The organism is Mycetocola sp. Y442 (genome assembly GCF_056898615.1).
In genome coordinates this window covers 673586-686700 of the sequence record NZ_JBXHBV010000001.1, presented here as the reverse complement: position 1 = coordinate 686700, position 13115 = coordinate 673586, and the positions used below count along the sequence as shown (strand labels likewise).

10 protein-coding genes are annotated in these 13115 nt (G+C 64.7%); 5 read left to right on the top strand and 5 right to left on the bottom strand.

Annotation, left to right across the window (positions count from 1 at the left end; translation table 11 throughout):
• The first annotated feature begins 81 nt into the window (after positions 1 to 81).
• Positions 82 to 1359: an ATP-dependent Clp protease ATP-binding subunit ClpX gene (gene clpX, locus AC1X6S_RS03235; protein WP_108391259.1), complete on the top strand. Its 1278-nt coding sequence runs from the start codon at positions 82 to 84 to the stop codon at positions 1357 to 1359.
• Between the two features lie 171 nt (positions 1360 to 1530).
• On the opposite strand, the gene AC1X6S_RS03230 is transcribed toward clpX, so the two are convergent.
• Positions 1531 to 3576 carry a M3 family metallopeptidase gene (locus AC1X6S_RS03230; RefSeq protein ID WP_483404365.1) on the bottom strand — a complete coding sequence of 682 codons (2046 nt, stop codon included), beginning with the start codon at positions 3574 to 3576 and terminating at the stop codon, positions 1531 to 1533.
• Between the two features lie 63 nt (positions 3577 to 3639).
• Between AC1X6S_RS03230 and AC1X6S_RS03225 the strand changes: the two genes are divergently transcribed.
• From AC1X6S_RS03225 to AC1X6S_RS03210, 4 genes are all read left to right on the top strand, one after another.
• Complete coding sequence (locus AC1X6S_RS03225; RefSeq protein WP_483404364.1) at positions 3640 to 4446, top strand: class I SAM-dependent methyltransferase; 807 nt, start codon at positions 3640 to 3642, stop codon at positions 4444 to 4446.
• Positions 4447 to 4527: 81 nt separating this feature from the next.
• Positions 4528 to 6216: a DHA2 family efflux MFS transporter permease subunit gene (locus AC1X6S_RS03220; protein ID WP_483404363.1), complete on the top strand. Its 1689-nt coding sequence runs from the start codon at positions 4528 to 4530 to the stop codon at positions 6214 to 6216.
• A 122-nt stretch (positions 6217 to 6338) separates the two neighbouring features.
• A complete protein-coding gene (locus tag AC1X6S_RS03215) occupies positions 6339 to 6935 on the top strand; it encodes an isochorismatase family protein (protein WP_483404362.1) in 597 nt (198 codons plus the stop codon).
• A gap of 442 nt (positions 6936 to 7377) precedes the next feature.
• Positions 7378 to 9108, top strand: a complete 1731-nt coding sequence (locus tag AC1X6S_RS03210) for a DUF222 domain-containing protein (RefSeq protein WP_483404361.1) — start codon at positions 7378 to 7380, stop codon at positions 9106 to 9108.
• Positions 9109 to 9230: 122 nt separating this feature from the next.
• Here AC1X6S_RS03210 and AC1X6S_RS03205 read toward each other — a convergent pair whose 3' ends face one another.
• The 4 genes from AC1X6S_RS03205 to AC1X6S_RS03190 form a co-directional block, all read right to left on the bottom strand.
• On the bottom strand, positions 9231 to 9500 hold the full coding sequence (locus tag AC1X6S_RS03205) for a hypothetical protein (RefSeq protein ID WP_483404360.1): 270 nt from the start codon (positions 9498 to 9500) through the stop codon (positions 9231 to 9233).
• Between the two features lie 4 nt (positions 9501 to 9504).
• Positions 9505 to 9957, bottom strand: coding sequence for a GNAT family N-acetyltransferase (locus tag AC1X6S_RS03200; RefSeq protein ID WP_483404359.1), 453 nt, complete (start codon positions 9955 to 9957; stop codon positions 9505 to 9507).
• A gap of 10 nt (positions 9958 to 9967) precedes the next feature.
• Complete coding sequence (gene valS, locus AC1X6S_RS03195; protein WP_483404358.1) at positions 9968 to 12565, bottom strand: valine--tRNA ligase; 2598 nt, start codon at positions 12563 to 12565, stop codon at positions 9968 to 9970.
• Between the two features lie 189 nt (positions 12566 to 12754).
• A complete protein-coding gene (locus AC1X6S_RS03190; RefSeq protein ID WP_483404357.1) occupies positions 12755 to 13105 on the bottom strand; it encodes a VOC family protein in 351 nt (116 codons plus the stop codon).
• Between the last annotated feature and the right edge of the window lie 10 nt (positions 13106 to 13115).

The window sequence follows — 13115 nt, the reverse complement described above, 5'->3', positions numbered from 1 at the left end:
CCACCGCGCGCCGGATACACCCCGATGTCATATGTTCGGGTTAGGCTCGAGTACCGGATAGCCAGAAGAGGAGAAAAGCTGATGGCACGAATCGGTGAGAGCGCCGACCTGCTCAAGTGCTCCTTCTGTGGCAAGAGCCAGAAGCAGGTACAGCAGCTCATTGCTGGGCCAGGCGTCTACATCTGCGACGAGTGTGTCGAGCTCTGCAACGAGATCATCGAAGAGCGTCTCGCGGAGGCAGGCGAGGTCGCGGCGACGGAGTTCGAACTGCCGAAGCCCCGCGAGATCTTCAACTTCCTCGAGGAGTACGTCATCGGGCAGGAGCCGGCCAAGAAGGCGCTGAGTGTCGCGGTGTACAACCACTACAAGCGCACACGGGCTCGGTCCACGCTCACCAGCGCCGACTCGATCAATGACGACATCGAGATCGCGAAGAGCAACATCCTGCTCATCGGCCCGACCGGCTGCGGCAAGACGTACCTCGCGCAGACCCTGGCAAAGCGGCTCAACGTGCCGTTCGCCGTCGCCGATGCCACAGCGCTGACCGAGGCCGGGTACGTCGGTGAAGATGTCGAGAACATCCTCCTCAAGCTCATCCAGGCCGCCGACTACGACGTCAAGCGCGCCGAGACCGGCATCATCTACATCGACGAGGTCGACAAGATCGCCCGCAAGGCCGAGAACCCGTCGATCACCCGCGACGTATCGGGCGAGGGCGTTCAGCAGGCTCTGCTGAAGATCCTCGAGGGTACCGTCGCTTCGGTTCCGCCGCAGGGCGGCCGCAAGCACCCGCACCAGGAGTTCATCCAGATCGACACCACGAACGTGTTGTTCATCGTCGCTGGAGCGTTCGCCGGACTCGAGGAGATCATCTCGTCACGAGCAGGGAAGAAGGGCATCGGTTTCGGCGCCCCCCTGCACTCCAAGGGCGACGACATGAACCTGTTCAGCGAGGTTCTCCCCGAAGACCTGCACAAGTTCGGGCTCATTCCTGAGTTCATCGGCCGTCTGCCGGTCGTCACGACCGTCACGCCGCTCGATCAGGACGCGCTGATGCAGATCCTGACAGTGCCCAAGAACGCTCTCGTCCGGCAGTACCAGCGCATGTTCGAGATCGATGGCGTCGAGCTCGAGTTCGAGCGAAGCGCCCTCGAGGCAATCGCTGACCTCGCCGTGCTGCGCAAGACCGGTGCCAGAGGGCTCCGAGCGATTCTCGAAGAGGTGCTCGGCCCCGTCATGTTCGAGGTTCCGTCCACCGAGGAGGTGGCGCGGGTGATCATCACTCGCGAGTCCGTTCTCGAGAACGCGGCGCCGACGATTGTGCCTCACAAGCAGCGTCGCCAGGAGAAGTCGGCCTGATCCTCGTCGGGGTTCTCGCGAGTGTCAACCGCAACATCCGTTTGCCACAAGCGGCTCGCTAACCCCGCCGAGACCGGGTTGGGGGAGCCAGTTTTGGCAAGCCGGCGAGCCCGGTCGGCGGGCGCCGCCCCGCCCGGGTGACCTCAGGCCGGCGCCCTGGCGCGAGCGAGCTCAGGCCAGTGCGCGCCGGACAAGCAGCGGCTCTATCGCGGCGTCGCGACCGCGGAATGCGCGGTACGCCGCCAGCGGGTCCATGCGACCGCCGACGCCGAGCAGCGTGCTGCGGAAGTGATCGCCGTTGGCGCGGGTGAGCCCTCCGTTCTCGGTGAACCAGCCGACGGCATCCGCGTCGAGGACTTCGCTCCAGATGTAGGAGTAATAGCCGGCGTCGTATCCGCCCGAGAACGTGTGCGCGAAGTAGGTACTTGAGTACCGGGGTGGTACCGCCGGGTTGTCGAGCCCCGCCGCCTCGAGCGCGGCCTTCTCAAAGACCGCGACATCGGCAATACTGTCGGTCGCGGCGATGCGGTGCCAGGCCTGGTCGAGCATCGCGGCAGCGAGGTATTCGCTCGTGAGGAACCCCTCGTTGAAAGCTGCAGCCTGGGTGAGCCGCGAAACGAGCGCTGATGGCATCCGCTCGCCGGTTTCGGCGTGGACCGCATAGTTCTCCAGTACCTCGGGCCAGAGCATCCACATCTCGTTGACCTGACTCGGGAACTCGACGAAGTCGCGGAAGACGTTGGTGCCTGCGAACCTGGGATAGGTCACCGTCGCGAAAAGGCCGTGGAGTGCGTGACCGAACTCGTGGAAGAACGTAGTCACCTCGTCGAGGCTCAGGAACGTGAGTTCGCCCGCGGCGGGTTTGGGGACGTTGAGGTTGTTGACGACGACCGTCGGTGAGCCGAGGAGGGTGTTCTGCGAGATGAGCGGGTTCATCCAGGCGCCGCCTCGCTTGGAATCCCTGGTGTAGAGGTCGAGGAGGTACAGGCCGACGGCGGTGCCGTCTTCGTCCGTCACCTCGAAGATCCTGACGTCGGGGTGGTAGGCGACGAGATCGTGACGTTCGGTGAACCGCACCCCGTAGAGCTTTTCGGCCGCGAAGAAGATGCCGTGAATGAGCACGCGATCCGCCTCGAAGTAGTGGCGGAGAGCGGCGGTATCGATGGAGAACCGATCGGCGCGCACGCGCTCGGTGTAGAACGCCCAGTCCCAGCTCTCGACAGGGTGTGAGTCGCCATCGGAGCGGATGAGCGCCTCCAGGTCGGCCTGTTCAGCCCGTGCGTTCCGCGCGGCGGCGGGAGCGAGTGACTCCAGCAGGGAGGCGACGTTCTCCGGCGTTTTCGCCGTCTCGTCCGCGGTGACGAATGCGGCGTGTGAGTCGCAGCCAAGGAGTGCCGCGCGTTCGGCGCGCAGCCGCGTGATGTCGAGCACCAGTGACCGGTTGTCGTGATCGCCACCCCGGATGCCGCGGGCCCTGGAGGCGCGCATGATGCGCTCTCGAACGTCACGGCGGGTAAGGCTCGCCAGGGCAGGGTGACCCGTTGGCAGCACGAGCGTGAGCAGGTAGCTGTCCGTCAGGCCGCGTTCACGGGCTGCTTCAGCCGCTGCGGAGATCTGCCCGTCGCTGAGGCCGTCGAGTTCGGCAACGTCGGTGATGACAACGGCGAGTTCGTTGGTGTCGGCGAGAAGGTTCTTCTCGAACCTGGTGGTGAGAGTCGACAGAGTGGTGTTCAGCGCTCGAAGACGCTCCTTGTCGGCGTCGCTCAGGGCAGCCCCTGCCAGGGTGAACTCCGTGTGGTATCGCTCGAGGAGGTAGCGGGACTCGTCGTCCAGGCCGAGATCATGGATGCTGGCATACAAGGCGCTGATCCTGCCATAGAGCCCGGCGTTCAGGCGGATCGCGTCTGAGTGTGCAGCGAGCCGGGGAGCCATGTGCTCTTCGAGCGCGGTCGTCTCAGCGCTGGAATCCGCCGAACTCTTGGTGAAGAAGACGTTGCTGACGCGGGCGAGGGTCTGGCCGGATCGTTCCAGCGGAACCATGGTGTTCTCGAACGTCGGAGCATCCGTTTCTGTCACAATCGCGTCGATCTCAGCGAGCTGCTCGGCCATGCCGGCTTCGAACGCCGGCAGGAAATGCTCGTCCCTGATATCCGCGAACGGCGGCAATTGGTACGGGAGAGTGCTCGGGGCGAGGAACGGATTGTTCGAGTCAGACATGAACCAACCCTAGGGCCCGTCATGTGGGCGAGGACGCCCGTGAACCGGTCATAGGCTTGGGCTATGGCAATTTCCGAGCGCTACACGCTGGGGCACCACGAAAGCGTGCTCCGCACGCACAGCTGGCGCACCGTTGACAACTCCGCTTCATATCTTGTGCCCTACCTCGTCCCCGGGGTCAGGGTGCTCGACGTTGGCAGCGGACCCGGCACGATCACCCTTGATATCGCCGAGAGGATCACTCCCGGATCCGTTATCGGTATGGATGCATCCGCTGACGTGTGTATCCAGGCCTCAACGCTCGCTCGGGACAGCGGCGTGATGAACGTCGACTTCGTGGTCGGTGACGCATACTCCCTGGATTTCCCCGACGACAGCTTCGATATTGTTCACGCCCACCAGGTGCTGCAGCACGTCGGGGACCCGGTTGCCGTGCTGCGCGAGATGCGTCGGGTTGTGAAGCCCGGCGGCATCGTCGCCGCCCGCGACGTTGTCTATGGAGCGGCATCCTGGTATCCGCTTCTGCCCGGTCTCGATACCTGGATGCGGGTGTATCAGGCACTGGCCAGGTCGAACGCGGGAGAGCCGAACGCCGGACGTTCGCTCAAGGCGTGGGCGATGGAGGCCGGTTTCACCGAGGTGGAGAGCACCGCGTCGATCTGGTGCTTCTCGACGGATGCCGACCGCGATTGGTGGGGGAGCGCATGGGCGGATCGTGCGGTCGAGTCGAGCTTCGCCGCGCAGTCGATCGAAACCGGTGCTGCAACCGAAGCCGAGCTCGAGCAGATCTCGGCCGCATGGAGAGAATGGGTGGCCGACGATCGCGGCTGGTACGCGATGCCTCACGGTGAGATACTCGCGCGGAAGTAGCAGGGGGATGCCCGGGGCGCCAGCCCTCTGCGCTTTGAGCTGGCGGGTCTAGGGTGGCCCCCTGTGCCGAAGGGGTTATCCATGAGTCAGAAATCGACGGGGTCGACTGCCGACCGCTACGTGCGGTACCGCTGGTGGGGATTGCTCGCCATCAGCCTCGGCGTCGCCATCATCATCATGGACGCGACAATTGTCTCGGTCGCGGTCCCGTCGATCGTCGATGACCTTGGTATTTCCAGTACGGAGATCCAGTGGGTGCAGGAGATCTACACGCTGCTGTTCGCCGCGCTGCTCCTGACCTGGGGCCGCATCGCAGACCGGGTCGGGCGACGTCGGATCATGCTGATCGGTGTCGTGATCTTCGTTGCGGCCAGTGTGCTCTGTGCCCTCGCAGACAACGGGGCTGTGCTCATCGCCGGGCGCGCTCTGCAGGGGCTCGGCGGATCGATGATCCTGCCAACGACGCTTGCGCTGCTCAACGCCAACTTCCAGGGCAGGGAGCGCGGTATCGCCTTCGCAGTCTGGGGGTCGACCATCGGTGGAATGGCCGCCATCGGTCCGCTGCTGGGCGGCTGGCTCACCGAGAACGCGAGCTGGCGCTGGGCGTTCGGCATCAACGTGCCCGTTGGTGCGTTGATCATCGCTGGATTGATCCTCTTCGTGGCCGAGTCATCCGAGGCGGTGACCGGGGCGCTGCAGCGGCTCGATATCGGGGGAGCGCTGCTCTCCATTCTCGGTTTCGGTGCGCTCGTCTTCGGGCTGATCGAGGGACGCAACTACGGCTGGTGGACGGCCACGGACGAGGCGCCATTCGCCGTCGGTGATATCTCGCCGGTGCCATTCGCGTTCCTGCTCGCCGTGATCGCCCTGACCGCCTTCGTGCTCTGGGAGCGCGCCAGGACCAATGCAGGAAAGGGAGTCATCCTCGATCTCTCGCTGTTCAGCATCCCGTCATTCGCCAACGGCAATGTGACCGCGCTGATCGTCAGCTTCGGCGAATTCGGGCTCATCCTTTCGCTGCCCCTCTGGTTCCAGAACGTGCTGGGGTACACGGCATTTGAGGCCGGACTTGCTCTCGTGCCCCTCGCGGCGGGGTCTTTCCTCGCGAGCGGTGCGGTGGCGGGGTTGTCGAAGCGTCTCTCGCCGATTGTCGTGGTGCGAATCGGTCTTGGCCTTGAGATCCTCGCGATCGCCGTGCTTGCGCTCCTGATCCGACCGGACAGCACGGCCTGGCTGACCTCCCCGATCCTCCTGGTTTATGGGATGGGCGTCGGGCTCGCGACGGCTCAGCTGACCAGCGTGGTGCTGGCCGATGTTCCCGTGGCGAGGAGTGGTCAGGGATCCGCTACCCAGAGCACCGCGCGGCAGACCGGGTCTGCGCTCGGGATCGCCGTGCTGGGTACCGCGTTCTTTACGACGCTCAAGACGGGTACGGAGAATCGGGTGGCGGATGCCGTTGCCGGGAACCCGATGCTCCAGTCACTCGTCGACTCGGTGAATGCGAGCTCAGGCGGAAGTATCGCTTCGCTGGCTGCAAATGAGCAGACGGCGTTCATTGCGGATGCCGCGCGTGCGGCGATGACGGACGGTGCGTCACTCGCCGGCTGGATCGCCGCGGGTGCTCTGGTGGTCGGGCTGATCACGAGCCTGCGGATCAGGCCGGCAGCAGGCTCCGCTGGGGCATCCACCGCGGGTTCGTCCTCTGCCGGTCCCGCCTCTGCACACCGTGCCAGCGGCACGGAGAGCGCCCAGGCGGGTGAGTCGAACTGACCGTCTGGCACGCCGCGCGGTCTGCGTAGTGAGCGCGTCGACAACTGGACGTGTCCGGAATCCGTCATATGTTGACCGCTGAGCGGTTTCGCGTTGGCACTCTGGGCACGCAGGATGGGTCCATGAATCGAGAAACCCGGACCGCACTGCTCGTCATCGACGCTCAGGAGTCTTTTCGCCAACGGCCGGATGACTGGGCACGGATGGCAAACCCATTCGTGTTCGATAACATCGCCCGGCTTGTGGCGCACGCACGCTCCGCCGGTCAGCTCGTTGTATGGGTAACCCACGCCGAGCCGGGGACAGGGGGCGTGTTTGATCCTGAGCTTGGGTTCGTTCGGGTCGTGGCGGAACTCGATCCGCTCGACAGTGAATTACGCGTGACCAAGACCTCGGTTAACGCGTTCACGACGTCGAACCTGCATCAGCGGTTGGTGCAGCACGACGTTCGCAGGGTAGTCATCTGCGGGATCAGGACTGAACAGTGCTGCGAGACCACGGCACGCGTGGCAAGCGACCTGGGCTTCGAGGTGGATTTCGTGACCGACGCCACCACGACCAGCGACATCGAGCCGGGCCCCGGTTATGCGGGGGTCTCCGCTGACGATCTCATCAGCCGGACCGCGAGCATCCTCGGCAGTCGCGAATTCGCCTCGATAGTCACGACGGAACAACTGGTGCACCCCACTGAGCACCTGACCGCATCTGCAGCGCGCTGAGGCTCGGCGTAGCTTCAGATACCCACTCGAAGATATCTACGAAATACCTGGAGAAAAGCCTTCTCTAATATCGAATGTCTTGGTATCATGAAGTATGGCAAAGGTGTCCGAGCAGATTCGAGAGGTCGCCCTTCGGGTGTGCGACCAGATCGCCCGGTATGAGGACGCCATCGAGGCGGTTGGTCGTGCGGCGGGGGATGCCGCGGGGCCGGAGCCAGCGTCTGGTCCCGAACCTGCGTCGGGATCTCTCAGGGGTTCTGGCAGGGGCAGGTCTTCGTCTGCTGAGGTTTCGACCGGCATCACCGAGTTCGGTGGTGCCGGTTCGTCGTTTAAGCGCCAGCGGTTCGTGCCGGTGGAGCCGGAGCCGTTGAGCACTGGGCGTGGTGTTGGTGACGATGGTGCGGCCGCTGGTACGGGCGTGAGTACGCGTATGAGTACGCGTATGAGTACGGGCGCGGGCGCAGCACCTGCAGGCTCTGCCGTGGACGCGGCGCTCCCGTTGTCGATGGTGTTGGAGCGGGCGGCGAACGCCGAGCTGGAGGAATTGCTCCGCAACGCGGCGCGAGCGAAGTCCGAGCTGGACGCGGTGATCGCGGCCGGGGCTGGGGTGGCTGCGAAACGGTCGAGCCGTGATCTCGGTTACTCGGGGTGGGCCCAGTCGACCGGGGACCGCACGGCGGTGAACCTGGTGCAGCGGTTGACCGGGTCGACCAAGTCCGAGGCGTTCCGACAGGTGCGTTTGGGTGAGGCGATGGGTGAGGCGGATGCCGCCACCCACCCGACCGGGTTCGCACCCGGGACTGGTCCCGGCGTCGACGGCGCTGATGAGCCGTTGATCGATCTCGACGGGAAGATCCTGGTTGATCCCGACGCCGACCCTGAAACGGACACAGACCGCGCTGCGGTGTCGGTGTTGCGTCCGGTGCCGGTGGTGCCGTGGCATGAACCGATCTCGCGGGCGGCGCGGGAGGGGGTGATCCGGTCGGAGGCGGTAACGATCATCATGCGCGGGCTCGGGCAACCGAATGAGCGGGTGGATGTGGAGATGTTGCGGGCCGCGGCGGTGGAGATCATCGCGGATGCTGCCGGGGCGAACGCTGACGAACTCGGGGTTAGGGCGCGGCATTTGCGGGACCGGATTGATCCGGCCGGGGTGCAGTTGCGGTGGGATGAGCGTTACGCGAACCGGAAGTGGCGGTTCGGCCGCAACGAGGACGGCACGAAAACGGCGTATGTGGCCTTTGATGAGGAAGGCGCTGCGTGGGTGGAGTCGATCGTGGGGGCGGCGTTGCGGCCGCGGCGGGGTGGGCCGCGGATGGTGGACCCGGTTGAGGCGGAACGGGCTGAGAAGCTGCGGGTGGATGAGCGCAGTAATGACCAGATCGTGTACGACATTCTGATGGGTGCGATGCGGACCGGGGTGCAGGCCGACCCGACCACAACATACGGATCCCGCCAACCCGGAATCCGGGTCGTGATGACCGAAACCAGCCTCGACAACCGTGCCACCGACAGCGAGGGTGCGGAGCACCTGGTCGGCACCGGGTATCTCGAAGACAGCAAAGATGCGGTGCCGGGCAGTGTGATCGAGAAGCAGATCTGTATCTCCGGGATCTCCCCGATCCTGATGGACACCTCCGGCACGATTCTCGACGTCGGGCGGGAGCAACGACTCCACACCCGGAAGCAGCGGGTGGCGATGGCGGTGCGGGACGGTGGCTGTCGGATCGAGGGCTGCGAGTGTCCGCCGTCGATGACCGAGGCGCACCACATCAACGAATGGGCCGCCCACGAGGGCTGCACCGACCTCGCGGATGGGATCCTGCTGTGTCCCTATCACCACACCCTGGTGCATACGTTTGGCTATCGGGTGGTCCGGATCGAGGGCGAGTACTACCTGATCCCACCACCGGGGGAGAACGGGGAACGGATCCCGATCCGGATGCCATCGAAATCACCGTTGGAAAAGGAACGCCTCCGCCTGGCCGGGATCAAAGCCGCGACCGACGCCGCGGACGCCGCAGCACGAGCCGCAGCCGCCGGGAACAACGGTGCCGGTGCCGACAGTGCCGACAGTGCCGATGGCGGCGGTGACCGGTCAAGCAGACGAGGCGGACAGGCGCCAGGGGAGAACTCCGCCCACCCATCGGCCCAACAGACCAGGACCGCGTAGTCGGGAGCCGGGGGAGAACTCAGCCTTCCCGTCGGCCCAACAGACCCGGACCGCATAGCAACCACTGACCGTGCTGCCAGCGCCGGGCTCAGGCGATGGATGAACTTGAGCCGGGTTGCGCCCTAGGCGTCATCCTCGTCATCGTCGAGGGTCGGCTCGTCATACTGCCGAATCGTTGCTGAGTCGGTTGTCGAGTTGTACGTGATCACCGTTCCATCATCGAGTTCGACAACCGGCTTTCGCTCAAGCCAGGTCAGGGTCCATCGCCAACCGGTGGTGGAGACGTCCTCCGCACGGAGCTCGTCCTCAACCGTCCTGACCGCAGCGACAATCACCTCGGGAAGCCCCGCGGGCGGGGTATCACCGATCGACCAGCGTGTCCCGAGCTGCATGACGCTAGCCGTTGACGTTGCGGTCGTACGTGATCCAGTCGGTGCGGTTCGCAACCTTGCCGCCGAGGCTCTGAGCCGCGTCGTTGTCGGGAGCTGTTGTCCACCGCACGATACCGGCGCGCTCAGAACGGGCGATCTCAGTGACCCGGTCGAGCAGCGCAGTCCCGATGCCGTTGCCGCGCGACTCGGGAGCGACGAACAGGTCATCGATAAAGATGCCGGTTCCACCCTCGAGCGGCCTCGGGAACGGCCGGTAGTGGGCAAGGCCAACGAGCTTGCCGTCGTCATCCTGCGCCACGAGGGCAGAAACGCCGTGCACTTTCTCCGAGATCCAGCTCCAGACAAGGAGGGCCTTCTCGTCAGGCACCTGGGTGCCATAAAACTCGCCATAGCTTGCAAACAGTGGCAGCCAGTCAAAGAAGTCGCGGTCGCGGACCGGACGGATTTCGATCGTCATTGTGTCTCCTCTAACTGTGGTTCGACGTCGGGGCGTCGACCGGGGCAAACTCCACCCCGGTTACCGACAACTCGTCGGCCGGGGTGAATGTGAGTCTAACGATACGTCCTACCGCTTTAAGGTCGCCTTCCGCACCAGCCAAAAGGCCTATCTGGTCCGGTGTGCCGGTGATGGTGGCCTCGTTCAACGTTGCCTTCTGCGAGGCCTTGGCGTCCGTTTTAGCACGACGGATGCTCGTGAGCGCCTGTCCCGCAAGCGCCAGCAGTTCAGGCTCACCGGTCGCGGTCAGCTCATCGGCGGTCGGCCAGGAAGCGGAGTGCACCGAGCCCTCATTCCACCAGGACCATGCCTCATCGACGGCAAACGGGATGAACGGGGCGAAGAGACGAAGCAAAACGCTCAGTGCTTCACGGAGCGCCGCCACAGCAGAGGCCTGGCCCGGGTGCTCAGCGTCGTATGCACGCTCCTTGACCAGCTCGAGGTAGTCGTCGCAGAACGTCCAGAAGAACGACTCGGCGGTCTCAAGCGCACGGGCGTGGTCGTAGGACTCGAACGCCGTGGTCGCGTCAGCGACAACCGTACGCAGAGTCGCGAGCATGCTCAGGTCCAGAGGTTCGGTTACAGCTGCATCGGCTGCTGATTCGAAGCTCAGGATGAACTTGGACGCGTTGAGCACCTTGATCGCGAGACGACGCCCGATTTTGATCTGGGTCGGGTTCTGCGGGTCGAAGCCGGCATCGGTACCGAGGCGCGATGATGCTGCCCAGTAACGCACAGCATCCGAACCGTGCTTCTCCAGAATGTCGGCGGGCGTCACGACGTTGCCCTTCGACTTGGACATCTTCTTGCGGTCGGGGTCGAGGATCCAGCCGGACAGGGCAGCGTGTTCCCAGGGCTTTTCGCCGTACTCGAGAACCGAACGGAGCATGGTCGAGAACAACCAGGTACGGATGATGTCCTGGCCCTGCGGGCGCACCGAGTAGGGGAAGACGAGGTTCCAGAGCTCCGGGTCACGCTCCCAGCCACCGGCGAGTTGCGGGGTGAGCGAGGAGGTCGCCCAGGTGTCCATCACGTCGAGTTCGCCGATGAAGCCACCGGGAGCATTGCGCTGTGATTCGTCGTAGCCGGGGGCGGTGTCGCTCGACGGGTCGACGGGCAGCGACTCTTCCGATGCAACGATCGGGGAGTCGTAGACCGGGTTACCGTCGGCATCCAGCGGGTACCAGATCGGGATGGAAACACCGAAGAAGCGCTGGCGCGAAATCAGCCAGTCGCCGGTGAGTCCACCGACCCAGTTTTCGTAGCGCACGCGCATGAAGTCGGGGTGCCACTCGAGTTCGTTGCCGAGCTCGATCAGGCGGGCACGAAGCTCCTCATCGCGGGCACCGTTCTTGATGTACCACTGACGGGTGGAGACGATCTCGAGCGGCTTGTCGCCCTTCTCGAAGAACTTCACCTGGTGCGTGATCGGCTTCGGGTCTCCGATGAGCTCACCGGACTCCTTGAGCAGGGCAACAACGGCCTGCTTGGCGCTGAAGACCGTCTTGCCAGCCAGTTCGCGATACGCGGCCTGTCCTTCTTCGCTCGTGATGACATCCGGTGCTTCGCTGATGATGCGACCGTCGCGACCCATGATGGTGCGGTTCGGCAGGTCGAGTTCACGCCACCAGACCACGTCGGTGACGTCACCGAACGTACAGATCATCGCGATACCCGCACCCTTGTCCGGCTGGGCAAGGTGGTGCGCGAGCACGGGGACGTCGACGCCGAACAACGGCGTCTTCACCGTCGTTCCGAAGTACTGCTGGTAGCGCTCATCATCGGGGTGCGCGACGAGGGCGACACACGCGGGGAGCAGTTCGGGCCGCGTGGTCTCAATCTCGATCGTTCCGCCGTCGGGCTTGGCGAAGGCGAGGCGGTGGTAGGCCGCCGGCTGCTCTTTGTCCTCGAGCTCGGCCTGGGCGACCGCGGTACGGAAGGTGACATCCCACAGGGTGGGCGCCATGGCCTGGTACGCCTCGCCGCGCGCGATGTTCCGCACGAAGGCAAGCTGGCTCGACCGGATCGAGTCGGCACCGATCGTGCGGTAGGACTGCTTCCAGTCCACCGAAAGGCCGAGGGTGCGCCAGAGGGCCTCGAACTGCTTCTCGTCTTCGATCGTCAGCGTCTCGCAGAGCTCGATGAAGTTACGGCGCGAGATCGGCTTCTGATCGGCGGCCTTGGAGCTCTTGTTGTCGCCACCCTCGAACGGCGGCACGAAGTCAGGGTCGTAGGGGAGCGTCGGGTCACAGCGGACACCGTAGTAGTTCTGTACGCGGCGCTCGGTGGGGAGACCGTTGTCGTCCCAGCCCATCGGGTAGAAGACCTGCTTGCCGCGCATGCGCTGGAACCGCGCAACGACGTCGGTGTGGGTGTAGCTGAACACGTGCCCGATGTGCAGTGAACCGGATGCCGTTGGCGGGGGCGTGTCGATCGAGTACACGCACTCGCGGCCACCGTCGAGGGCGGCTGAACGGTTGAAGCTGTAGGTGCCGCGGGACTCCCATTCCGGACCCCATTTCGCTTCGAGGCCCTCGAGAGCGGGCTTGTCTGGAACGTGCGAGGTCATGGGTAACTCCGGTTCAATATGGGCGGCACCGTGTGTACGTGCCTGAGTGTCGGGGACTATCCATGGTAGCGGAGCCGGGGCAGCGCGAACCGCGACGCCACCCCGAGGGTGACCCGATGGCCACCCCGCCAGCGAGGGAAACGGGCGGTCGTCAGAGCGAAGCGGCGGCGCTGCGAGCGGTTCGGAACCTCAGGCGAGCTCGGTGACAAACCCAATCTTGTTGCCGTCGAGGTCGGTCAGTTCAAAGAAATCAACGACGCCGTCAATGTGCTGCAGCGGGGTCACCTCAAGCCCCCGGGAGACGAAGGATTCTCGCTGTGCCGAGGCGTCAGCGACGCTGATGTTGACCGAGATGCCCTCGTTCCCGGCGAGCTCAGCCGACAGCGCGAGTTGCAGCCAGAAAGCATCGAGGTCGAACTCGACGAGCCCTTCCATTGGTTCGAGGTCGGGCTCACCCAGCTCAAACGCCGTCTGGTACCAGGCGGTAGCCGCCCGGAGATCGCGGACCGGGATGCCGATGGTGACTGCCTGAGGTTTCATACCGACACCG